The sequence below is a fragment of the Bradyrhizobium sp. JR4.3 genome, assembly GCF_040547695.1.
Taxonomy (GTDB): Bacteria; Pseudomonadota; Alphaproteobacteria; order Rhizobiales; family Xanthobacteraceae; genus Bradyrhizobium; species Bradyrhizobium canariense.
Window position 1 is genome coordinate 91,256 of sequence record NZ_JBEPQF010000025.1, and the last position, 22,744, is coordinate 113,999.

The 22,744-nt window shown below is 64.0% G+C and carries 22 protein-coding genes and 1 pseudogene; 13 read left to right on the plus strand and 10 right to left on the minus strand.

From position 1 onward, the window contains the following. Positions 1 to 12 precede the first annotated feature (12 nt). Positions 13 to 1,248 carry a YbfB/YjiJ family MFS transporter gene (locus ABIB91_RS30645; RefSeq protein ID WP_354170046.1) on the minus strand — a complete coding sequence of 412 codons (1,236 nt, stop codon included), beginning with the start codon at positions 1,246 to 1,248 and terminating at the stop codon, positions 13 to 15. Positions 1,249 to 1,277: 29 nt separating this feature from the next. Next, positions 1,278 to 1,988 carry an SDR family NAD(P)-dependent oxidoreductase gene (locus ABIB91_RS30650; protein ID WP_354170048.1) on the minus strand — a complete coding sequence of 237 codons (711 nt, stop codon included), beginning with the start codon at positions 1,986 to 1,988 and terminating at the stop codon, positions 1,278 to 1,280. A gap of 212 nt (positions 1,989 to 2,200) precedes the next feature. On the opposite strand from ABIB91_RS30650, the gene ABIB91_RS30655 reads away from it, so the two are divergent. From ABIB91_RS30655 to ABIB91_RS30665, 3 genes are all read left to right on the plus strand, one after another. After that, complete coding sequence (locus tag ABIB91_RS30655) at positions 2,201 to 3,124, plus strand: LysR family transcriptional regulator (protein ID WP_354170050.1); 924 nt, start codon at positions 2,201 to 2,203, stop codon at positions 3,122 to 3,124. A gap of 146 nt (positions 3,125 to 3,270) precedes the next feature. Then, entirely contained in the window at positions 3,271 to 3,426 is a 156-nt protein-coding gene (locus ABIB91_RS30660) for a hypothetical protein (protein WP_007601983.1), read from the plus strand. Between the two features lie 135 nt (positions 3,427 to 3,561). After that, complete coding sequence (locus tag ABIB91_RS30665) at positions 3,562 to 4,488, plus strand: aspartyl/asparaginyl beta-hydroxylase domain-containing protein (protein ID WP_354170052.1); 927 nt, start codon at positions 3,562 to 3,564, stop codon at positions 4,486 to 4,488. Between the two features lie 6 nt (positions 4,489 to 4,494). On the opposite strand, the gene ABIB91_RS30670 is transcribed toward ABIB91_RS30665, so the two are convergent. Continuing rightward, positions 4,495 to 4,743 (minus strand): hypothetical protein, encoded by a 249-nt coding sequence (locus tag ABIB91_RS30670; RefSeq protein ID WP_354170054.1) that lies wholly within the window; start codon positions 4,741 to 4,743, stop codon positions 4,495 to 4,497. A gap of 1 nt (position 4,744) precedes the next feature. Here ABIB91_RS30670 and ABIB91_RS30675 point away from each other — a divergent pair, with 1 nt between their 5' ends. The 3 genes from ABIB91_RS30675 to ABIB91_RS30685 all read left to right on the plus strand — a co-directional run bounded on the left by ABIB91_RS30675 (position 4,745) and on the right by ABIB91_RS30685 (position 7,102). After that, positions 4,745 to 5,041: a hypothetical protein gene (locus tag ABIB91_RS30675; protein ID WP_354170056.1), complete on the plus strand. Its 297-nt coding sequence runs from the start codon at positions 4,745 to 4,747 to the stop codon at positions 5,039 to 5,041. A 115-nt stretch (positions 5,042 to 5,156) separates the two neighbouring features. Further along, entirely contained in the window at positions 5,157 to 5,615 is a 459-nt protein-coding gene (locus tag ABIB91_RS30680) for a YybH family protein (RefSeq protein ID WP_354170088.1), read from the plus strand. A 146-nt stretch (positions 5,616 to 5,761) separates the two neighbouring features. Then, positions 5,762 to 7,102, plus strand: coding sequence for an MFS transporter (locus tag ABIB91_RS30685; RefSeq protein ID WP_354170058.1), 1,341 nt, complete (start codon positions 5,762 to 5,764; stop codon positions 7,100 to 7,102). A 63-nt stretch (positions 7,103 to 7,165) separates the two neighbouring features. Here ABIB91_RS30685 and ABIB91_RS30690 read toward each other — a convergent pair whose 3' ends face one another. The 3 genes from ABIB91_RS30690 to galE all read right to left on the minus strand — a co-directional run bounded on the left by ABIB91_RS30690 (position 7,166) and on the right by galE (position 10,837). Then, entirely contained in the window at positions 7,166 to 7,867 is a 702-nt protein-coding gene (locus ABIB91_RS30690; protein WP_219682080.1) for a fumarylacetoacetate hydrolase family protein, read from the minus strand. 35 nt (positions 7,868 to 7,902) lie between these two features. Continuing rightward, positions 7,903 to 9,705 (minus strand): ABC transporter ATP-binding protein, encoded by a 1,803-nt coding sequence (locus ABIB91_RS30695; RefSeq protein WP_354170060.1) that lies wholly within the window; start codon positions 9,703 to 9,705, stop codon positions 7,903 to 7,905. Positions 9,706 to 9,823: 118 nt separating this feature from the next. Beyond that, entirely contained in the window at positions 9,824 to 10,837 is a 1,014-nt protein-coding gene (gene galE, locus ABIB91_RS30700) for a UDP-glucose 4-epimerase GalE (RefSeq protein ID WP_354170062.1), read from the minus strand. A 125-nt stretch (positions 10,838 to 10,962) separates the two neighbouring features. Between galE and ABIB91_RS30705 the strand changes: the two genes are divergently transcribed. Continuing rightward, on the plus strand, positions 10,963 to 12,000 hold the full coding sequence (locus ABIB91_RS30705) for a glycosyltransferase family 4 protein (RefSeq protein WP_354170064.1): 1,038 nt from the start codon (positions 10,963 to 10,965) through the stop codon (positions 11,998 to 12,000). Positions 12,001 to 12,223: 223 nt separating this feature from the next. On the opposite strand, the gene ABIB91_RS30710 is transcribed toward ABIB91_RS30705, so the two are convergent. After that, entirely contained in the window at positions 12,224 to 12,754 is a 531-nt protein-coding gene (locus ABIB91_RS30710; RefSeq protein WP_354170066.1) for a D-glycero-alpha-D-manno-heptose-1,7-bisphosphate 7-phosphatase, read from the minus strand. Then, positions 12,747 to 13,817 (minus strand): lipopolysaccharide heptosyltransferase II, encoded by a 1,071-nt coding sequence (gene waaF, locus ABIB91_RS30715; protein ID WP_354170068.1) that lies wholly within the window; start codon positions 13,815 to 13,817, stop codon positions 12,747 to 12,749. The genes ABIB91_RS30710 and waaF overlap by 8 nt, the downstream gene beginning before the upstream one ends. Positions 13,818 to 13,991: 174 nt before the next feature. On the opposite strand from waaF, the gene rfaD reads away from it, so the two are divergent. The 4 genes from rfaD to ABIB91_RS30735 all read left to right on the plus strand — a co-directional run bounded on the left by rfaD (position 13,992) and on the right by ABIB91_RS30735 (position 19,762). Next, positions 13,992 to 14,972: an ADP-glyceromanno-heptose 6-epimerase gene (gene rfaD, locus ABIB91_RS30720; RefSeq protein ID WP_354170070.1), complete on the plus strand. Its 981-nt coding sequence runs from the start codon at positions 13,992 to 13,994 to the stop codon at positions 14,970 to 14,972. A 23-nt stretch (positions 14,973 to 14,995) separates the two neighbouring features. Then, positions 14,996 to 16,468, plus strand: a complete 1,473-nt coding sequence (rfaE1, locus tag ABIB91_RS30725) for a D-glycero-beta-D-manno-heptose-7-phosphate kinase (RefSeq protein ID WP_354170090.1) — start codon at positions 14,996 to 14,998, stop codon at positions 16,466 to 16,468. After that, a complete protein-coding gene (locus tag ABIB91_RS30730; protein ID WP_354170072.1) occupies positions 16,465 to 17,754 on the plus strand; it encodes an O-antigen ligase family protein in 1,290 nt (429 codons plus the stop codon). The genes rfaE1 and ABIB91_RS30730 overlap by 4 nt, the downstream gene beginning before the upstream one ends. Positions 17,755 to 17,839: 85 nt before the next feature. Next, positions 17,840 to 19,762 (plus strand): SDR family NAD(P)-dependent oxidoreductase, encoded by a 1,923-nt coding sequence (locus tag ABIB91_RS30735; protein ID WP_354170074.1) that lies wholly within the window; start codon positions 17,840 to 17,842, stop codon positions 19,760 to 19,762. Here ABIB91_RS30735 and ABIB91_RS30740 read toward each other — a convergent pair. Beyond that, on the minus strand, positions 19,740 to 20,513 hold the full coding sequence (locus ABIB91_RS30740) for a glycosyltransferase family 2 protein (RefSeq protein ID WP_354170076.1): 774 nt from the start codon (positions 20,511 to 20,513) through the stop codon (positions 19,740 to 19,742). The genes ABIB91_RS30735 and ABIB91_RS30740 overlap by 23 nt on opposite strands. 102 nt (positions 20,514 to 20,615) lie before the next feature. Continuing rightward, complete coding sequence (locus ABIB91_RS30745; protein ID WP_354170078.1) at positions 20,616 to 21,575, minus strand: lysylphosphatidylglycerol synthase transmembrane domain-containing protein; 960 nt, start codon at positions 21,573 to 21,575, stop codon at positions 20,616 to 20,618. Between the two features lie 223 nt (positions 21,576 to 21,798). On the opposite strand from ABIB91_RS30745, the pseudogene ABIB91_RS30750 reads away from it, so the two are divergent. Together ABIB91_RS30750 and ABIB91_RS30755 are read left to right on the plus strand one after the other, a co-directional pair. Then, a pseudogene (locus ABIB91_RS30750) lies at positions 21,799 to 22,083 on the plus strand (UDP-glucuronate 5-epimerase); the annotation flags it as partial. Positions 22,084 to 22,090: 7 nt separating this feature from the next. Next, a partial coding sequence (locus tag ABIB91_RS30755) for a mannose-1-phosphate guanylyltransferase (protein ID WP_354170080.1) occupies positions 22,091 to 22,744 on the plus strand: 654 nt, incomplete at its 3' end.

A 22,744-nucleotide genomic window follows, 5' to 3' on the forward strand; every position in this document is an offset into this window, starting at 1 on the left:
GACCGCGGCGTTCTAAGCCTTGCGCGTGGCAAGCGGCAGGGCAAGATCAATCGCGAGTGCGAGCACCACGGCGCCGCCGCCCAGCGCGAACAAGGCGAGATAATCGCCGCCGGTCTGTGCGTAGATCCAGGAGAAGCCGTAGGCCGCGGCCGCCTGGAACAGCGCAAAGCTGGTCGTGGCATGGCTCCATGTCGTGCGCTGCTGCTCGGCAGAATGTGGGACCAGCTCATGGATGCGTCCGAGCACGAGCGGTACGATGCCAGGTGTGAAGCCGCCGACCACCACGCTCGATACGATTAGCGGGAGAGGCGCGGTACTGACGGTCGGGAGCAACACGGCGGCCGCTTCGATCAGGAAGGCGGCGCGCAGCGCCGGTCCAAACCCAGCGCGGTCCCCGAGATGACCGGTGACCAGCGGGCCGACGATTGCGCCAAGGCCATAGAGCACCCAGTAGTGCGATCCCGCAACAATATCCTGGCCGAGGCCGCGCGCGACGAAATCGACGATGAAGACCATGTGCGGCACCAACGCCACCGCGTTGAGGCCGTATTGGATGAGCAAGCCGCGAGCAGCGGGCGAAGCGTGCCTCGCCCGCTGCGATGACACGGTATCGGCCTTGGCCTCAGCGGGCCAGTTCCACCAGCTCACCAGCGTGAGCGTGCCCGCGAGCACGCCAAGACCATACCAACTCTGTTGCAAGCCTTGCTGCAGCAACAGCGGCACCAGCGTGCCGGATGCGGCGACACCGAGCCCGACGCCCGCAAAGATCACGCCGCCGACGATGCCGCGCCTCGCCGCCGAGATATGCGGCAGAATGACGGAGGCCGCCAGTACCATGATGATTCCGCCGGTGAGCCCCGACAGGAAGCGCCAGGCGAAGAACCAGGTGAACGACACCGGGGTCGAGCTGGCAAAAAAGGAGAGGGTCGCGAGCAACATCATCGCCCGCAAGCCGCGAACGGCGCCGATGCGCGCGGCCACGGTCCGCGCCGCGAGCGCGCCGGCAAGATAGCCGGCCAGGTTCGCTGCACCGAGATAGATGACGTCGGACGGGTCGAACCATTTTGCGGCGATCAGGGCCGGGATCAGCGGCGTGTAGGAAAAGCGCGCGAGGCCAAGCCCGACCAGCGATGCGGACAATCCTGCTACCGCATATCGCCAGGTTTGCTGTGAGGAAGTCTGTGATGTCGAACCCGACCGCTGATGCGATCGGGGGTGGACTTGCTGCTTGGCATCTGCGTTTGTCATGTCGTCCTCGTGCGCGAAGGCGCTAGCGTTCAGTGGCCGGCGCTCTGGCCGCCGTCGACATGCAGGATTTCGCCGGTGACGAAGGAGGCACCTTCGAGATAGAGCACAGCATCGACGATGTCGGACATCTCGCCCATATGGCCGACAGGATGCAGCGCATCGAGCTGGGCGTGCGTCGCAATGGGGTGCATCGGCGACTTGATGATGCCGGGCGACACCGCGTTCACGCGGATACCGCGCCTGGCATATTCGATCGCGAGCGACTTGGTCGCGGCGCTCAACCCGCCCTTGCTCAGCGAGGCCAGCACCGAGGGCACGTTCGAATTGGCCTGGTCGACCAGCGTGGTTGTGATCTGGACGACGTGGCCGTGCCCCTGCTTCTCCATCTCGGCGATGGCGAGCTGCGTGACGTGGAAGAAGCCCGCGACGTTGGTGCCCATCACCGCCGCATAGTCCTCCGCCGTGTACTGCGTGAACGGCTTTGCGACGAAAATGCCGGCGTTGTTGACCAGCGTGTCGACACGGCCGAAGCGGGAGATGGCTTGGGAGACCACGCGCTCGGCGGTACCCCTCTCGGAGATGTCGCCGGGAACGGCGAGGACATCGTCATCGCCCGACGGCTTGATGGAGCGTGCCGTCGCGACGACACGATAGTTGCGATCGCGAAAACCCTGGACTAGGGCGGCACCGATGCCCTGCGAAGCACCGGTGATGATGGCGACCTTCTGTTCGATACCCATGACGGGCTCCTGTTGTTGGCGTTCATAATCTGCGCCAGCGGCGGCTGGCTTGGCATATGACGTACGCCGCAGCGGGCCAGCTGCGAATATGCGCTGTCCGGCAGACACTCTTTCGCGGCGCGAACGAATGCCGGCCGTCGCCCGGCGGCGGTTGTCGCAGCGGGAGCGAACGCCTAGCTTGGAGTCGGAGCTCGATGGCTGGCGGGAAACGTATGGATCGTCTGGATGCGATGAAGGTGTTTGTCCTTGCGGTGGACGAGGGCAGCCTCGCGGCTGCGGGCCGCAAGCTCGGCCGTTCGCCGGCGGCGGTGAGCCGCGCCATTGCTTTCCTGGAGCAGCGGGCCGGCGCCGAACTGCTGCATCGGACCACACGTTCGCTCAAGCTGAGCGAGGAGGGCGAGCGCTATGTCGCAGTCTGTCGCCGCGTGCTCACCGAGTTGGAGGAGGCCGACGACATTGCGGCCGGGCCTCGCACGGCGCCCCGTGGCTCGCTCACGATCACTGCGCCCGTGGTGTCGGGTGAGATGGTGCTGCGGCCGATCCTCGATGCCTTTCTCGATGCCTTTCCGACCGTGTCGGCAAAACTCCTGCTGTTCGATCGTGCGGTCAATCTGATCGAGGAGGGGGTCGACGTCGCGCTCCGCATCGGCCATCTCGCGGATTCGGCGATGGTCGCGATGCGGGTCGGCGAGATCAGCCGCGTCGTGGTGGCATCACCACGCTATCTGAAGCAGCACCCGCGCATCACCGAGCCCGGCGACCTCGCCAAGCACCAGATCGTCGCGATGGCGCACCTTCCCAATTCCTGGACCTTTGCACCGCAGGCCGGGTCATCGGCAGCCCGCACGGTACAGTTCACGCCGCGGCTTGTCGTCAACAGCACCTATGCGGCGGTGGCCTCGGCCGTCGCCGGCCGCGGTGTGGCGCGAATGTATTCGTACCAGGTGGGCGAGCAGGTCGCGCGCGGCGAGCTCGAGATCGTGCTGGCCGGCGAGGAGGATCCCGAGATGCCCGCGCATTTGATCTGTCCGCAGGGCCGGCTCTCGGTGCCGAAGGTGCGGACCTTCACGGACTTTGCGGTGCCACGGCTGAAGAAGCAGTTTGCTCAGCTCAAGAACAGCATCACCGCGCGGTGAGCCGCTGCGTGCACGGGCAATGCGTTGTTTTGCGTATACGGCCGCTCGGGTGAATCGGCCATGTTGCCCGAACGGTTAACGCCGGATTAACCGCGGAGTCCTAGCCTGTCTCGGCCGGGGTTACTTGCAAGGCCGAGATGAGCCCAATGGAAGCCCAGAGAATCGCGGTCGACGCCGTCGTCGCGTTGACCGATTGCGACCGCGACGCCGTGATCACGTTCATCCGCCGCCTGTATCTCGCCGGCGTCACCGACCCCAAGCGCCTGACCTTCAAGGGTCTCCAGGCGCTGTCACGGGCCTGAATTCGGCTCGTTTTGGCCTCAAGTTCCCGGCCCTGATCTCCGGAGCGTGATTGCAACCCATCGGCGAATATCTTGCCGCTCGGGCCGCGTCGGGATAGATCACGTCCCCGGTTGAATCACCGGGGAACGGGGGAGATGTTAAAACAGCTTTTTGCGCCGCAACTCGTCATTCTCTATGTGCTGGCGGCATCAACGATCTACGTTCATTTCCGCGGCAAGCAGCGGCTGCGCTTCGCGCGCCAGCTTGGCGACCACTCCACCTATCTCGCGCCCTACAATGTGCTGATGTACGCGGGCTCGGCGGTGCCGAACAAGCCGGTGATCCCGGTCGATCAGTTTCCGGAGCTGAAAGCCCTCAGTGAGAATTGGGAGACCATTCGCGACGAGGCCGTTCGCCTGTTCGACGAAGGCTTCATTCGCGCGGCGGCGAAGAACAACGATTGGGGTTTCTACTCGTTCTTCAAGAGCGGCTGGAAGCGCTTTTATCTGAAATGGTACGACGACTTCCTGCCTTCGGCGCGCACGCTGTGCCCGAAGACGGTGGAGTTGCTCAACTCCATTCCGAGCGTGCATGGTGCGATGTTTGCGATGCTGCCGCCGGGCGGCAAGCTCGGCGCCCACCGCGATCCCTTTGCGGGTTCGCTGCGCTACCACCTCGGCCTCGTCACGCCGAACTCGAACAGGTGCCACATCCTGGTCGATGGCGTCGAATGCGTCTGGCGCGACGGCGAGGCCTTCATGTTCGACGAGACCTTCATTCACAGCGCCGAGAATGCCACCGACGTCAATCGCATCATCCTGTTCTGCGATGTCGAGCGTCCGATGAAGTACGGCTTCATGACCGCGATCAACCGCTGGGTCAGCCACCACATCGTCAAGGCGTCTGCAACCCAGAACGTGGACGGCGAGAGCGTCGGCGTGCTCAACAAGGTGTTCGGGAAGCTCTACGAGATCCTTGCGAACCGCAAGGTCAAGCAATGGAATCGCAACGTCTACTACACGCTCAAATATTCGCTGACGGCGGTGATCCTCGGCCTCATCGTGCTGTCGGCATTGCGGTGATCGCGTTTAGTGACGGTGCTTGTGTTCTTCGGAGCCACCAGGGCGTTGGTAACCGCGCAGCTCCGCGTATCGCTGCATTTGGCTCCGGTCGAGCAACGCGGTTGTCGATAGATGATATTTGAGGTGGCTTTCGCGGAGCAGTGCCTGGGTTTCCGAAATGGCAACGAGGGCCGCCTTGAGTGATTCCGATGTCACGACGCGGGCGGAGAAGAGGCGGTCCAACTCCGTTTCCTGCTCGACCAGCTTGTTACCCATCTTGCTTCATGGCATCGAAGAGGCGCTGAACCTGGATGCGCTGATCCGCGGTCAAATCAAGTCGATCACCGAGCTCAAGAACATGGCTGGGGCCGGGATATCCATTGAGTTCGGCGGCAAGCGCCAGGCCCATGCCACGTCCGGCTCGAAGATCGTCGATCTGATGCTGCGACAGCGCCTTGATTGGGCGATGCTCAAGGCCGGCATAGGGCTGACTGGACTGCGCGCTGGCAACATTGCACGAGACGATAAGCGTGGCTGCAAGCAGGAGAAGGCGTCTCATGAGTCTGCTCCATGAAATCGGCCCGGTTCGTGGATCGATCTCCACCGGTGCTCTCCACATATCTTGCTGGACGGTTCGCCTCATGGCAACAAAGATTGCCGCGATTGAGTTGCCGAACATGGAGCAGGCGATGGCCTCCTTGCCGACCGCGAATACCGAGATCACGCAGTTCTTTCGCCACTGGCTGGAGACCTTCGCGGGCTATGTCCGCGAGGTCGACTATGCTTCGGCGCGGCCGCTCTTCCATCCGGATGTGCTGGCCTTCGGCACGCACAACGACGTCATTCCCGGCCTCGACCAATGGGTCACCACGCAATGGGACAACGTCTGGCCGAAGACGTCCGACTTCCGTTTCGTCATCGCCCAGGCCTCGATCCTGGCATCGTCCGATGGCACAACGGCGACAGTGATCGTGCCATGGACGAGCACGGGCTATCATCCCGACGGCAGCGCGTTTCCGCGCCCCGGCCGGGCCACGATGGTGTTTTCAAGACATGGCGATAGCTGGCTCTGCGTGCATTCGCACATGTCGCTCAATCGCGGTGTGCCGCAGACAAGCCACGCCAATCGACCGGTGAAGGCTTGGTAGTGCCCCCCTCGCCGGGCTTATCGACCGACTAAAGTTTTAGCCTCCCATTTCACGTCGGTTGGAACTCTTGGAACCCAACGTCGTTTTTTCGGCAACAATAACAGGTGAAAACACGCAAGCGGGGGCCTATCTGAGGATGCGCTCCCATGGCAACCCTTGATCTCGACGCCACCCGACTTACTGCCCCCGAGCATCAGCGCCAGCTTCGCCGCGCCGTGATCGCCTCCACAATCGGGACCGCGATCGAGTGGTATGACTTCTTTCTTTACAGCACCGTCACGGGTCTGGTTTTCGCAAAGCTCTTCTTTCCTCACTCCGATCCCTGGGTCGGCACGCTGGAGGCGTTTGCGATCTACGCGGTTGGATTCGCCGCGCGGCCCGTCGGCGCGGCAATCTTTGGCCATTATGGCGACCGCATCGGACGTAAATCCACACTGATCGCGACGTTGCTCTTGATGGGACTGGCGACCGCTGCCGTGGCGGTGGTACCGACCTATGCGAGCATCGGTATTTGGGGCGCCGTGATTCTGACCGTGCTGCGGTTCATTCAGGGCGTCGGCGTCGGTGGTGAGTGGGGCGGCTCGGTACTGATGTCGATGGAATGGGCGCGCAACGACCGATCCCGTGGATTGATCGCATCATGGCCGCAGTTCGGTGTGCCCTGCGGGCTTTTTCTCGCCAATCTTGCCGTGCTGGTGTTTAGCCAGATGGCGGGTGATCAGTTCCTGGCATGGGGCTGGCGTATTCCCTTCGCGCTCAGCATCATCCTGGTCGGCGTGGGCCTCTATATCAGGCTCGGCATTCTCGAAACCCCGGTGTTCTCCAAGCTCGTGGCCGAACGCCAGGTCGATCGCACGCCGATGCTCACGGTGATCCGGGAATACCCGAAGGAGATTCTACTGTCTGCGTTTGCGCGCATGTCGGAGCAGGCGCCGTTCTACATCTTCACGGCCTTCGTGTTCTCCTATGGCATCGGCACCCTGCACGTATCGCGCGACTTCCTGCTGACCGCGGTGCTCTCGGCCTCGGTGCTGTCGTTCGTGTCGATCCCGCTGTGCGGACATATCTCCGATCAGATCGGCCGCAAGAACATGTATATGCTCGGCGCTGCTGTGACGGGCATCTTCGGCTTCGTCTATTTCGCCATGCTCAATACGGGGTCGCTGACCATCATCTTCCTCGCGATCATCCTGTCGCTGATTCCGCACGACATGCAGTATGGACCGCAAGCCGCCTTGATCGCCGAGAGCTTCACCGGACGCCTGCGCTACAGCGGCTCCTCGCTCGGCTACCAGCTCGCATCCGTGATCGCCGGCGGCCCCGCACCGCTGATCGCCACCTGGCTGTACGGCACGTTCCACTCGGCGACCGCGATCGCGGTCTACATCGCGATTTGCGCGGTCGTGACGCTGGTCGCGACCGCGATGATGACCGATTACACCGGAAAGGACATCAACGCGGCGGGGGCGTACGAGCGACGAACTTGAATCCGCAAAAAGCCCCGGACGCGATGCCCGGGGCTTTGCTGTCCCGTGATCTCGAGCTCAGCCTTATTCCGGCTGACCGATGCTCACCTTCAGCGTGCCGACGCCGTCGACGCCGCATTCGAGCTTGTCGCCCGGCTGGAGCTGCGACACGCCGGCCGGCGTGCCCGTCATGATAATGTCGCCGGCGGCGAGCTTCACCTGCTGCGAGAGTTGCCAGATGATCTCGGGCACATTCCAGATCAGCTCGGTGAGGTCGCCCTTCTGCGCCTCCTTGCCGTTGACCGTGAGCCAGATCTTGCCCTTGGCGGGGTGGCCGATCTTCGATGCCGGCTGCACCGCGGAGCAAGGCGCCGAATAGTCGAACGACTTGCCGACCTCCCACGGACGCTCCTTCTTGCGCGAGGCGATCTGCAGGTCGCGGCGGGTCAAATCGATGCCGACGGCATAGCCGTAGACATGGTCGAGCGCCTTCTCGGCGGGAATGTTGAGGCCGCCGCTCTTCATCGCGACGATCAGCTCGACCTCGTGATGCAAGTCCTTTGTCAGCGGCGGATAGGGAATGGTGGCGCCGTCCGGCACCAGCATGTCGGCGTGCTTGGCGAAGAAGAACGGCGGGGCGCGCTCGTCATTGCCCATCTCGCGGATGTGCTCGAGATAGTTGCGGCCAACGCACCAGATGCGGCGCACGGGATAACGGCCGCTTTCCCCGACGACGGGAAGCGAGGCCTGGGTCGGAAGCGGGATGACGTAGGAGGCGGCGTTCATGGTGCGATCTCGCTGCTCTTGAGGTGAAAGGAACTCTATGCGGTTGCGCTGATCGGCGCCAGAGCGCCGGCGTCGTGATGTTGCAGGCGGAAGAAGGAGGCGTAGCGCCCGCCGCGGCGGAGCAGCTCGTCATGCCGGCCCTGCTCGACGATCTCGCCGCCCTCGACCACCAGGATCGCATCGGCGTGCATGATGGTGTGCAGGCGATGCGCGATCACGATTGTGGTGCGGTTCTGGCAAAGATGCTCGATCGCCTCCTGCACCTGCCGCTCGGACTCGGAATCGAGCGCGGCGGTGGCTTCGTCGAGCAGGATGATCGGCGCGTTCTTGATCAGCGCGCGCGCGACCGCGATGCGCTGGCGCTGGCCGCCGGACAGTTGCGTGCCGTGCTCGCCGACGGGCGTGTCGTAGCCGAGCGGGAAGCCCATGATGAAATCATGCGCGCAGGCTGCTTTCGCAGCATCGATGATTTGTTCTTCGGTTGCGCCCGCGCGGCCGAAGGCGATGTTGTTGCGGATGGTGTCGCGGAACAGGTAGACGTCCTGGCCGACATAGGCGGTCTGGGCCCGCAGCGATTTTCGCGAGACGGCGCCGATCGACTGGCCGTCGATCACGATGTCGCCTTGCGTCACCTCGTAAAAGCGCAGCAGCAACCCCAGCACGGTCGATTTGCCGCCGCCGGAGGGGCCGACCAATGCTGTGACCTTGCCGGGCTCGGCAACAAAGCTCATGCGGTTGAGCACGGCCTCACCGCTACGATAGGAGAAGCTGACGTCACGCAGCTCGATGCGTGCAGTCGACAGTTTCAGCGCCAGCTTGTCGTCGTCGGAATGCTCGCTCGCGGGGCTGTCGACGACTTCCAGCAGCATGCGGGCGCCGACGAGCTGGCTGTTGAGGTCGATGTTGAGCCGCGCCAGCCGCTTGGCCGGCTCGGTCGCCATCAGGAACGCGGTCATGAAGGAAAAGAATGCGCCAGGCGTGGCGTTGAGCGCGACCACGCTATAGCCGCCATAGAGCAGGCAGCCCGCGACGGCGAAGCCGCCGAGCATCTCCATCAGCGGATTGGAGCGGTTGGCGACGCGGGCCATCTTGTTGGCGTTGCGCTCGACGATCGCGATGTTCTCGTTGATGCGGGTCTGCATGGTGTCTTCGAGCGTGAACGCTTTCACCGTGCGGATGCCCTGCAGCGATTCCTGCATCGTCTCCAGGATGTCGGCGGTGCCGGTGAACTGGTTGTAGGCGAGGCCCTTGATGCGCTTGACCAGCTTGCGCAGCACCAGCATCGCCGGCGGCACGGCGACGAGGCCGATGAACGACATCACCGGATCCTGCCACACCATCACGCCGATCATGGCGAGCAGCATCATGAGGTCGCGCCCGACCGCGTTGACCAGCATGTTGAGGACATCGGTGATGGACTTCGCGCCGGCCGTCAGCCGTGCCAGAAATTCCGACGAATGCCGCTCGGAGAAGAATCCGACGCTCTCGCGCATCAGCTTGGCGAACAGCTGGCGCTGGTTGGTGGCGAGAATGGCGTTGGAGATCTTGGTCAGGATCACCATGTGGCCGTAAGTCGCCACGCCCTTGATGAAGAGCAGGATCACCGTGATGCCCGAGAACATCGCGATGCCCGGGATGTTCTTGTCGACATAGGCCTGGTTGATGACCTGGCCGAGCACGTAGGTCGCGCCCGCGGTCGATCCGGCGGCAAGCGCCATCAGCGCGAAGGCGACGAGGTAGCGCCGCCAGTAGAGGATCCCCTGTTCCGTGACCAGGCGGCGAATCAGCACCGCTGCCGCATAGGGATCGTCGGTGATTTTCTTTGGAAACTGAGCCATCCGCAGTCCATTGACGGCACAGGAATAAGCCTGCCCGCGCGTCAGGGATCGAACGGCCTCTGTGCCCGCTAAGCCCGCGCTTTTCAAGCCCAATTAAGGGCTTGCGCTGGAATGGAATCTAGGCCGAGGCGGCGTGGCGGAGCTCGCCGTGACGCTCGCGGAACAGCTTGTCCTCCCAGGCCAGCGCATGGGCGGCGATGGTCTCGAGGTCGTCGTATTGCGGCTTCCAGTCGAGCAGGCCGCGGATGCGGCTGGTGTCGGCGACCATGGTCATGATGTCGCCGGGCCGGCGCGGGGCGTATTGCACGGCGAAGCTGCGGCCCGAAACACGGCGCACCGCGTCGATGGTCTCCAGCACCGAGTAGCCGCGGCCATAGCCGCAATTGAGCGTCGTCGACGCGCCGCCGTTGCGCAGATAAGCGAGCGCCGAGCGATGCGCCTGCGACAGGTCCGTGACATGGATGAAGTCGCGAATGCAGCTGCCGTCCTGGGTCGGATAGTCGGTGCCGAACACGTCGATCTTGGCGCGCTGGCCGGTCGCGGCTTCCACCGCGATCTTGAGCAGGTGCGTGGCGCCGACGGTGGCAAGGCCGATGCGGGCCTGCGGATCGGCACCCGCAACGTTGAAATAGCGCAGGGTCACGTATTGCATGCCGTAGGCGGCGGCGACGTCGTGCAGCATGATCTCGGTCATCAGCTTCGACGACCCGTAGGGCGACAGCGGCCGTGTCGGCGCATGCTCGGGCACCGGCACCAGGTCCGGATCGCCGTAGACGGCCGCGGTCGAGGAGAAGATGAAGCGGTCGATGCCGCGCTTGACCGCGACGTTGAGCAGGTTGCGCGCGGTCGTGAAATTGTTGCGGTAATAGCCGAGCGGATCGCGCATCGAATCCGGCACGACCACCGAGCCCGCGAAATGGATGATGCTCTCGATGTTGTGCTGGGCGATCACGCCTTCGAGCAGGTTCTCGTCGCCGGCATCGCCAATGAACAGCGGCACGCCTTCGGGCAGATAGGCCGAGAAACCGGTGGAGAGATCGTCGATCACGACGACGTCCTCGCCGGCTTCCGCCAGGGCCAGAACCGTGTGGCTTCCGATATAGCCGGCACCGCCGGTGACAAGCACAGTCATGATCTCACCCGTCTTCGATCAACGCTCCAAGCTAACGTTTACGTGGTGAAGAGTGGGTATCGGCGCGGCTGAACTGGTCACTATGCTTAATGTTGCGTATAGGGACTTTCGAAACGGAGCGTGGCGTGACGAATTCCCCAAGCGATCTCGAAGTGATCGTGCCAAATCTGCACAGGCGCTATTCCGGGGTCACCGCGACCAACCGGATGGTGGCGCCGAGGCTGGCAAAGCTGTTTCGCGCCGCGTGGTTCGGCTCCGACGCGCCGGAGGGGATCGCGCACCTGGGCGGTGCCGATCTCCTGGGATTGTGGCGCCGCAAGGCGTCGGTGATCTGGCACGCGCGCCGCAACAACGAGATGATCGCGGGCGTGCTGTTGCGCGCGCTCGGTTGGCCGCTCAAGCTCGTCTTCACCTCGGCAGCACAGCGCCATCATAGCTGGATCACGCGCTGGCTGATCCGGCGCATGGACGCGATCATCGCGACATCAGATCTTTCGGCCTCGTTCCTGAAAGTGGAGGCGACGGTGATCCCACATGGCGTCGACACCGCCGTCTATGCACCGCCGCTCGACCGCACTGCTGCCTTCGCGGAAGCCGCGCTGCCGGGCCGCTACGCAATCGGCTGCTTCGGCCGGGTGCGCGCGCAGAAGGGCACCGATGTGTTCGTCGATGCGATGTGCCGCTTGCTGCCGCGCTATCCGGACTTCACCGCAATCATCGTCGGCCAGGTCACACCCGAGCAAACCGTTTTTGCAAACGACCTGAAGAAGCGGATCGAGGCCGCTGGCCTTCAATCGCGCATCGTCATCACCGGCGAGCTGCCGATCGAAGACGTGCAACGCTGGTATCAGCGGCTGACCATCTACGCCTTCACCTCGCGCAACGAAGGCTTTGGCCTGACGTTGATCGAGGCGATGGCGGCTGGCAGCGCGCTGGTCGCCGCGCGCGCCGGCGCGGCCGAACTCGTGGTCGAGGATGGCGTGACTGGCGTGCTGATCCCGACCGGTGATGCGGACGCGCTGGTTGCAGCGGTCGAACCGCTGATGCGTGATGTGGCCGCCGCGATCGCGATGGGCGAGCGCGGGCGGGCACGCGTGCTCGAACGATTCAGCCTCGATGCCGAGGCGGCCCGGATCGGTGAGGTCTATCGGCCACTGCTCTGAGCGAGCGGAGAAAATATCTCCCCATGCACCAGCCGGGCAGCGGAATCAATGGCTTGGCGGCCTGCGCAATGCAAATGCGGATTTACGAACTTGTTTTGAGCCGTCGGACGAGACACTGCAAGTAGACGGCATTCCAGATTGTGCGCGACCCCCGGGGATACACTCCGGCACGGCACCCGTTGACGTTCTTTCTCGACTCGATGTCCCGCCGGATCGCCGCGGTCTACGATCGTTTTGTCCGGGCGAGCACCTCGGTCACGAACGCGTCGAGGTCGCCGCCTGGAAAGAGAAAGCCCGGCAGTCCGAGCGCCTTGCCGGCCTCGATGTCCCTAGCCTGATCTCCGATTACGAAGCTGCCGTCGAGTTGCACCGGCCAGTGCTGGACGAGATCGCGCAACATACCGGGTGCGGGCTTGCGCCAATCATGCTCTCCGATATAGCCGGCGACCGTTCCTTGCGGATGGTATGGACAGAAGCGGACGTCATCGATCCGCGCGCTGTCACGGGCGAGCTCGGCGCACATCCAACCGTGCAGCCGGTTCACGTCCGCGTCAGTGAAGAGGCCGCGCGCGACGCCGGACTGGTTGGTGAAGACGAATACCCAATAGCCGGCCTCGTTGAGGCGGCGAATGGCCCTCGCAACGTTGGGCATCCAGCGGATGCGGTCTTGCGTGCCGATATAGCCATCGTCACGGTTGATGACGCCATCCCGATCGAGGAATGCGGCGGGTTTCGCCGCGCGGCCGTCAGACATTTCCAAGTCCCTGCGTCCTCGCCAGCACGTCTCTCGCGATCTCGACCACGTCCTGCGCCGCGATATCTCGCATGCAGCGGTGGTCGTTCATCTTGCAGATCGTGCTCTGGCAGGGTTGGCAGGAGAGCACGCTCTTGTCCTGCACCACGGTCGCGGCGAGGCTGTTGAGGGGGGCCCAGAGATAGGGGCTGGTCGGGCCGAAGATGCCCATGGTCGGCGTGCCCAGGGCGGCTGCGATGTGCATCAGGCCGGAATCGTTGGAGATGGCGACGCCGGCCGCAGCCATGGCCAGCACGCCGTTGCGCAGATCATTGCCGGTAAGGTCCCGCACCCCCGCGCCGCCGGCCGCGACGATCTCCTGGGCGAAGCCCTTTTCCCCGGGACCGCCGACAACCCAGACCTCAAGGCCGCGCTCGGCGAGCAAGCGGGCGGCCTCGGGATAGTAGGTCCAGCGTTTTGAGACGCCGACCGAGCCGGGGGCGAGCGCCACGGCAGCGCCGGCGCTGAGGCCGTTGGCCTGCCGCCAGCGGACGATGTCCTCTGCCTGAACCCGCAACTGCGGCACCGGCCATTCCGGAGGCAGCGGGGCGCCATCGGGCTGGGCGAGAGCGGCGTTCTTGTCGATGAAGCGGGGCAGCTTCTTTTCGCCCCAGCGCCAGCGATTGAGCAGGCCGAATCGGAACTCGCCGACGAAGCCTACCCTTTCCGGAATGCCGGCCAAAGCGGGCGCAATGGCGGCCTTCCAGGTCCGGGGCAGCACCAGGGCGGTGCCGTAGTTTCGCTCGCGCAGGAGCTTCGCTAGGCCGAGCTGGCGGCCCGCGGCGAGCCGGCCGCGCGGCAGGTCCCAGACGATCGCTTCGCGCACGCCCGGCATGTAATCGACCAAGGGCGCACATAGGGGGGTCGTGAGCAGATCGACCGGCCGGTTCGGCCAGCGCTCATTCAGGACCCGCACGACGGTGTGATTCCGGACGAAATCGCCGATCCACATGTAGGGGACGATCAGGATCGGGCGCGTGTCGCCCCGATCTGCCTCCCTACTAAGTTGCGAATCTTGGTTCATTCGTTAAGAAGGCCGGGGTGCGCTGGATGTGGCGGTTCGGTTAGCCGCTCCGGGCCGGCAGGTAAAGCCGGCTGAGTGGCAATCCCAAAACCGCTTACACTTTGGCGGATCATGCGCTAGGGCAGAACCGGGCCGCAAAACTTCGGGCACGCGGAATCTGGCAGGGAAGTTGGAATGTTGCTGGTGACCGGCGGGGCCGGTTTTATCGGATCGAATGTCGTCGCCGCGCTGAACGAGGCCGGCCGCAGCGACGTGGTCGTCTGCGATTTCCTTGGCAACGAGGGCAAATGGCGCAACCTCGCCAAGCGGCAGCTTTTGGATATCGTGCCGCCGGCTGAGCTGCCGGACTGGCTGCAGGGCCGCAAGCTCGATGCCGCGATCCATCTCGGGGCGATTTCCGCGACCACTGCGACCGACGGCGACCTCGTGTTCGAGACCAACTTCCGCCTGTCGATGCGCCTCCTGGACTGGTGCACGGCGAATGCGGTGCCGTTGATCTACGCCTCCTCGGCGGCGACCTATGGCGACGGCGAAGCAGGATTTGACGACGACAGCTCTGTGTCTGCACTGAAAAAACTGCGGCCGATGAACCTCTACGGCTGGAGCAAGCACCTGTTCGATCTCGCCGTCGCCGAGCGCGCCGCGAACGGCGAGAAGCTGCCGCCGCAATGGGCCGGACTGAAATTCTTCAACGTGTTCGGCCCCAACGAATACCACAAGGGCTCGATGATGAGCGTTCTGGCGCGCCGCTTCGACGACGTCAAAGCGGGCCGCGTCGTGCAATTGTTCAAGTCGCATCGCGAGGGCATCGCCGACGGCGATCAGCGCCGCGATTTCATTTATGTCGACGACGTCGTGCGCGTGATCATGTGGCTGCTGGCAACGCCCTCGGTGTCCGGGCTGTTCAATGTCGGCACGGGCAAGGCACGCAGCTTCAAGGACCTGATGCTCGCGGCTTATGCCGCGCTCGGCGCCAGCCCCAATATCGAATACATCGACATGCCCGAGCAGATCCGCGGCAGCTACCAGTACTTCACCCAGAGCAAGGTCGATCGCCTCCACCGCGCCGGCTATAATGGCGGTTTCACGACGCTCGAGGACGCGGTGAAGGCCTATGTCGGGGATTATCTCGACCGGCCCGACCGCTTCCGCTGAGGTCCATCACCATGCCAACGCCCATTCTCGATTTCGATGCCCTCGCGCAAGCCATCTCAGGCTGCACGGTGCTGTGCATCGGCGACATCATGCTGGACGAGTTCGTCTATGGCGAGGTGTCGCGGATATCGCCGGAGGCGCCGGCGCCTGTCATCGCGGCCCAGCGCAGCGAGATCCATATCGGCGGCGCCGGCAATGTCGCGCGCAACGTCGCCGCGCTCGGCGCGCGCTGCATCTTCGTCGGCCTCGTCGGCGAGGACGAGGCGGGCAGGCAGCTCGCCTCGACGCTTGCGGAGCAGGGCGCCATCGAAAGCGTACTGGTGTGCGATCCCTCGCGTCCGACCACGCGAAAAGTGCGTTTCGTCTCCGAGCATTTTTCCACGCACATGCTGCGTGCGGATTGGGAGCAGGCACAGCCTGCTTCCGATACGATCGAGACCAAGCTGATCGAAGCAATCCTGCCGCAGATCGCGCGCGCCGACATCGTGCTGCTGTCCGACTACGCCAAGGGGGTGCTGACCGCCCGCGTCATCCGCCACACCATCGACGCTGCGCGAAAACTCGGCAAGCCCGTGATCGTCGATCCCAAAAGCCTAAACTGGGCGATCTATCGCGGCGCGACGCTGCTCACGCCCAATCGCAAGGAATTTTCAGAAGCGACCCGAAGCCGCGCCGACACGCCGCAGAGCATCGTCGATGCCAGCGAGGACGTGATGCGGCTCGCCGATTGCGAAGCGATCCTGGTCACCCAAGGCGAGCACGGCATGACGCTGGTGCCGCGCAACGGCGAGGCCGTTCACGTTCCGGCGTTTCCCGTCAAGGTGCGCGACGTCTCCGGCGCCGGCGACACCGTTGCCGCGGCGCTCGCGGTGTCGCTCGCCACCGGCGCGGCCTGGGACACGGCGCTGCGCATGGCGAGTGCCGCGGCCGCCGTCGCCGTCGGCAAGCAGGGCACCGCCAGCGTGACTGTGGCCGAGCTGAAGCGAAAGATCTTGCCGCATGCCTCTCTCGCGGCCGAAGAGAAGATCGCGCTCGAGCCCGGCGCGCTCGAGGCGCAGCTCGCGGAATGGAAGAAGCAAGGCCAGCGCGTCGGCTTCACCAATGGCTGCTTCGACATCCTGCATCCCGGCCACGTCAAGGTGCTGACAGCGGCGCGCTCCGCCTGCGACCGCCTGATCGTGGGGCTGAACAGCGACGCCTCGGTGCGGCGGCTGAAGGGCGCCGACCGCCCCGTTCAGGACGAGCGGGCGCGTGCAGAAGTGCTGGCGGCGCTCGAAGCCGTCGATCTCGTCGTTATTTTCGATGAGGATACGCCGATCGACCTGATCACCCGCATCAAGCCGAGCGCGCTGATCAAAGGGGGCGATTACACCCGCGAGCAGGTGGTTGGTCATGAGGTCGTCGAGGCCGCGGGCGGGACCGTCGTGCTGGTCGACATTCTCCAGGGCTTCAGCACGACGACGCTGGTTCATCGCGCGCGGGGAGAGATCAAATGAAGACACTCGCCGGTGCGACGACCGGTCAGATGCTGTGGCGGCGTCTGCGCAGTCCGGCGGCCTGGTCCGAGACGGTCGATCTGTTCGCGATACTGACCGCGGCCTCGCTGCCATGGTCGACGTCGCTTGCGGCGATATTCAATGTCCTGATGCTGCTCTGCATGGTGCCGTTCCTCGACGTCCGTGAGTTCCTGCAATCGCTCAAGCGTCCGATCTGTGCGGCGCCGATTGCGCTGGTCCTGCTCGCGCTGGCGGGGACGCTGTGGTCGGACGCGGCCTGGGGCGCGCGCTTCTATGCGGTCAATCCGACCGTCAAGCTGCTGGTGCTGCCGGTCCTGCTCTATCATTTTGCGCGCTCGCCGCGCGGACATTGGGTGTTCGTCGCCTTTCTGGTGTCCTGCGCGCTGTTGTCGGTGATGTCCTGGCTCGTGTTTTTCCATCCCACGCTCTCGCTGAAGCCGCCTGATGAACCCAATTCGCGCGGCATCTTCGTGAAGAACTATATCGACCAGAGCCAGGAATTTACGCTATGCGCGGTCGGGCTCGCCTATCCGATCGTGAAGCTGCTGCAGCAGAAGAGGGTCTGGCTGGCTGCGCTACTGGCGGCCATTGCGCTCAGCTTCTTCATCAACATGGCCTTTGTGGTGATCTCGCGCACCGCACTTGTGACCGTACCGATCATGCTGGCCGTCTTCGGGCTGCTGCATTTGAAATGGCGCAGCGTCCTGCTCATCTTCGCGGCTCTCGCGGCCATCGCCGCGCTGACATGGAAGACCTCGTCGACGCTGCACAACACGATTGAAACATTCTCCGTGCAGTACGAGCTCTACAAGGACAAGGGCATCCCGACATCGATCGGACTTCGGCTCGAGTTCTGGCGCAAATCGCTGGGTTTCTTTGCCGAGGCGCCGGTCTTCGGTCACGGAACCGGCTCCACGCGCGGCCTGTTCGAGCAGGCTGCGACCGGGGGCCCCCACCAGGCCTCAAGCGAGGTGATCGGCAATCCTCATAACCAGACGCTGAACGTGGCCGTGCAATGGGGCGTTGTCGGCATCATCATCCTGTATACCATGTGGGCGGTGCATTTCCTCCTGTTCCGCGGCGACGCGCTCGCCAACTGGATTGGGTTGCTGGTCGTTGTCCAAAACGTATTCACTTCGCTCTTCAATTCCCATCTGTTCGACTTCCATGAAGGCTGGATGTACGTGCTTGGTGTCGGTGTAGCCGGCGGCATGGTGTGCAATTCGCGCCGGACCGGCCGGAGCCCGGGAGAAGCCCGCAACTGAGCTTCAGGGCGCTGGCAAGTCCCCGACAGATGGGGTATCAGCGCGATCAGGTTGTGTTGAAGAACTGGATATAGTCGGCCGGCAGATGACGCGTCTTTCGCATCTTACCTTGCGCAATTTCCTGATCGCGCTTCACGACGTGGTGGCGACGGCCGCGGCCCTGTTCGTTGCGTTCTATGTACGCTTCGAGGGTGGTGCGGGCTTCACGGCCCGCTTGCCGCTGCTGCTCCAGATCTTGCCCTATTTCCTCGCCTTCAGCGTGGTCGTCTTCTACGTCTTCAACCTGACGACAACGAAGTGGCGCTTCATCTCGCTGCCCGATGCGCTGAACATCATCCGCGTCGCTACGGTGCTCACCGTCGCCCTTCTCGTGCTCGACTACATCTTCGTCGCGCCGAACGTGCACGGCACCTTCTTTCTCGGCAAGATCACCATTGTCCTGTACTGGTTCCTGGAAATCTCCGCGCTAAGCACGCTGCGGCTGACCTATCGCTATTTCCGCTATACCCGCGTCATGCACCACGTCAGGAACGAAAATGCCGCGGCGACGCTCCTGATCGGACGCGCCGCCGATGCTGAGGTCGTGCTGCGCGGCATCGAGAGTGGCGCCATCAAGCATCTGCGGCCGGTCGGGGTGCTGTCGCCGTCGCGCTCCGATCTCGGCCAGCTCATCCGCAACGTGCCGGTCGTCGGCGCGATCGATGACATCGAGGACGTCATCGCCAGCTTCGCCAAGCGCAATAAGCCGATCGCCCGGGTGGTGATGACGCCGTCTGCGTTCGCACCGGAGTCGCATCCCGAATCTGTGCTGATGCGGTCGCGGCGGCTTGGCCTGATCGTCAGCCGCCTGCCCTCGCTCGAGCAGGGGGATATGCCGCGGCTCACCTCGGTTGCGGTCGAGGACCTGCTGCTGCGGCCGAGCGAGACGATCGACTACGCGCGGCTGGAAGCCCTGATCAGGGACAAGGGCGTTATTGTCACCGGAGGTGGCGGCTCGATCGGCTCGGAGATCTGCGAGCGCGTGGTTGCGTTCGGCGCGGCGCGTCTCCTGATCGTCGAGAATTCGGAGCCGGCCCTTTATGCGGTCACCGAGGCGCTCGCCGCGCGCGGATCCGACGCCGAGATCGAAGGTCGGATCGCCGATATCCGCGACCGCGAGCGCATCACGCGCCTGATGGCGGAGTTCAAGCCGGACATCGTGTTCCATGCCGCCGCGCTTAAGCACGTTCCGATCCTGGAGCGGGACTGGAGCGAGGGCGTCAAGACCAACATCTTCGGTTCGATCAACGTGGCCGATGCCGCGCTTGCAGCAGGCGCCGAGGCCATGGTGATGATCTCGACCGACAAGGCGATCGAGCCTGTCTCGATGCTTGGTCTGACCAAGCGTTTCGCGGAGATGTATTGCCAGGCGCTCGACCACGACCTGGTGGCGCAGGCCGGCGGCAGCAAGCCGGCGATGCGCTTCATCTCGGTCCGGTTCGGCAATGTGCTGGCTTCGAACGGGTCGGTCGTGCCGAAGTTCAAGGCGCAGATCGAGGCCGGCGGTCCGGTTACCGTGACGCATCCCGACATGGTCCGGTATTTCATGACCATTCGCGAAGCCTGCGATCTCGTCATCACGGCCGCCACCCACGCGCTCGGCGCCAAGCGTTTCGACGTTTCGGTCTATGTGTTGAACATGGGCCAGCCGGTGAAGATCGTCGATCTGGCCGAACGGATGATCCGGCTCTCGGGTTTGCAGCCCGGCCACGACATCGAGATCGTGTTCAGCGGCATGAGGCCAGGCGAGCGGCTGAACGAAATTCTGTTCGCCTCTGAGGAGCCGACCGTCAATATCGGGGTCGCTGGCGTCATGGCGGCGAAGCCGAATGAACCGCCGATGCAGACGCTGCGCAAATGGATCTCCGCGCTCGAGCTCGCCATCGCGCATGACGATCGCGCCACCATCAGGACAATCCTGAAAGATGCCGTTCCGGAGTTCGGGGTCAACGCGAGCGCCGCATCCTGAGGGATGCCGGCGAGCGGAGCTGAAAGATCCGCCGGGCAAAGCGCAGGAAGAACGCGGCGTCGATGACCGGCGCGTTCAGATGCTGCTGGCGCGACCGCAGGCACTCCAGATTGCCTCGCAGGGTCACGCGCCAGCCGCTGGTGCTGATGCCGCCCATCTGGAAATCGGCGATGACGCGCGGAAGGTAGGCGACCCGGTAATCGTTCAGCGCCAGCGTACGCAGCATGTAATCGTAGTCGGCGGTCGTGACATAACTCAGATCGTAGTCGCCGACCGTCTCGACGACCTGGCGCCGCATATAGAACGTCGGATGCGGCGGGACCCAGCCGAGCTGAAACGAGTAGCGACCGTAGTGCCCGCCACGCCAGGCTCGCACGAGAGCCTTGGATTGATGATCGGTGACCATGTCGAGATCGCCATAGACGACGTCCGCTTGTTCCAGCGCCGCCGCGATCGCCGCCAGCGCGCCGTCGTCGTGGAACGTGTCGTCCGAATTGAGGAATCCGATCGCGTCGCCCTTGAAAAGATGCAACCCCTTGTTCATGGCGTCATAGACACCCTTGTCGTGCTCGGAGATCACGCGGATCTCGCTGGAGCCGAACGACTCCACAACCTTCAGCGTCGCATCCTTCGAGGCGCCGTCGACGACCAGCATCTCCTTGTCGGGATGGGTCTGGGCGAGAAAGGATTCGATGGTGGCGCCGATCGTCGCCTGGGAGTTGTAGCTGGCTGTGATGACGCTGATCTTCATTCCGGATCCGTGATGCTACGCGCCGGATACTATAGGAAACAGCTCCGAAGATTGATAGGTAACCGCCGCGGTCGCGTACTTTCGTGCCGGCCTTGTGAACCCTTATTCACGCACCCCGAGCGGCGCCGATCCCTGCGCGGCTTTCTCCGCGCTGAGGATCCAGACCAGACCGCCGATCGCGCCGACGATGAAGTACACGGCGCCGAACAGCAGCGAGACGTTGACCCCCTCGTTTGCGGCCAGGCCGGCGAAGCCGAACGCGAGGCCCATGGTGGCTTCCCGCACGCCCCAGCCGGCGATCGAGATCGGCATCATCGTGATCAGCATCACCGGCGGCACGAGCACAAAGACGTCGCTGAATCCGACCGGCGCGGCGATCGACTGCACGACGCACCAGGCAACCACGACGGCCAGCACATGCACGGCGAGCGACAGGATCACGACGGCCGGTCCGCGCGAGCGGCTGAAGATCACGCGGTTGGCGATCACGGCACAGGCGTGGATGTGATGCGTGGCCCACCAGGTTTTCAACCAGTGCCATTTCAGCGCGCCGAAGACCAGAAAGCCGAGGCCACCCGCGAGCGCCGCGAGGTCGACGAGCAGCAGCGCCGAGCGCCCGTGCGGATCGGCGATGAGGCCGTAGCTCCAGGGCAGGCTCGCGACGATCATGATCGCGAGCGCGATCAAACCGATCGCGCGGTCGACGAAGATCGAGTAGGTCGCAGCGCGCCAGCCGGCGCCGGCGCGCGCGACGAGCCACAGCCGGACCGCATCACCGCCGATCGCCGAGGGCAGGGTCTGGTTGAAGAACGATCCGATCACGTTGTAGCGCATGGCCCGCCCGAGCTCGAGCGGGGCGCCGCATGCGGCGCTGATCTCGCGCCAACGCAACACGCCGACGAAGATTTGCAGGAACGTAACGGCGATCGCCAAGCCGATCCAGAACAGGCTGGTCAGGGTGAACCGCGAAAACAGTTCGGACAGATCGACCTTGCGCAGCGCCAGGTACAGCAGCGCTCCGGAAATCAGGATCTTGGCCGTCGACAGCAGGATTCGGCGCATTTCGCCCGCATGAACAAGGGTTTTGAAGCAACCCGACGCAAGGCGCCGAATTCGGCCGCTTTGGTATGGTTTTGGCGCCGATCTTGCAATAGCGGTGATCGGGAGCCCTCATGCAGGGCGGCGGGGCTGTTGCGACCCCGTCGATGCGGAGGTTAAAGAGACGCCGCGGGCGAGAGATCGAGCGACGGATCGGGCGAAGCAGACCTTGGGAACAGGATGAGGGATCACCGCAGATCGTCCGGCTGCCGCAAATGCGCCGTCTAAGGTCTACAATGTCGGCAACTACCACCCGGAAGAGCTGATGCACGTCGTCGGAGTTCTGGAGCCGGAGCAGGAGCTGGGTCGGACGGCGATCAAAGAATTGCTACCGATGCAGCCGGAAGACCCCTTGGAAACGTTCGCGGATGTCGAGGATCTGATGCGCGACACCGGCTTTGCACCGTCAACGCCGATCGCGCACGGAGTTCGTAATTTTGTCACCTGGTATCGGAACGAGTTCAAGGTTTGAAATGACGATGGACAAACGCATTATCCCCCTGATCATGTGCGGCGGTGCCGGAACGCGGCTGTGGCCGGCTTCGCGCGAGGTGCGCCCCAAGCAGTTCCTGCCGCTGTTCGGCACGCGCTCGACCTTCCAGGACACGCTGTTGCGCGTCTCGGAGGCTTCGCTGTTCGATCGCCCGATCGTCATCACCAATGCCTCCTACCGCTTCATGGTGCTGGAGCAGCTCGCCGAAATCGGCATCGAGGCCGACGTGATCCTCGAGCCGATGCGGCGCGATTCCGGCCCGGCGATCGCAGCCGGCGCGGTGTTCGCACAGAACCGTTCGAGTGAGGCGATCGTGCTCGCGCTCGCCGCCGACCACGTGGTGCAGGACAATGCCGCCTTCGTCGCGGCCTGCCGCCAGGGCCTCACCGCCGCGAGCGCCGGGCGCATCGTCACGTTCGGCGTCAAGCCAGAGCGGCCGGCGACCGAATACGGCTATATCAGCCCGGGCGAGGTCATCTCCGGCGAGGTGCACGCGGTCGCGCGCTTCGTCGAGAAGCCGGATGCGGTGAAGGCGGCCGACTACCTCAATTCCGGCTATCTCTGGAACAGCGGCAATTTCATGTTCCCGGCCAGCGTCCTGCTCGACGAATACCGCAAGGTCGATGCGGCAAGCGTGGAG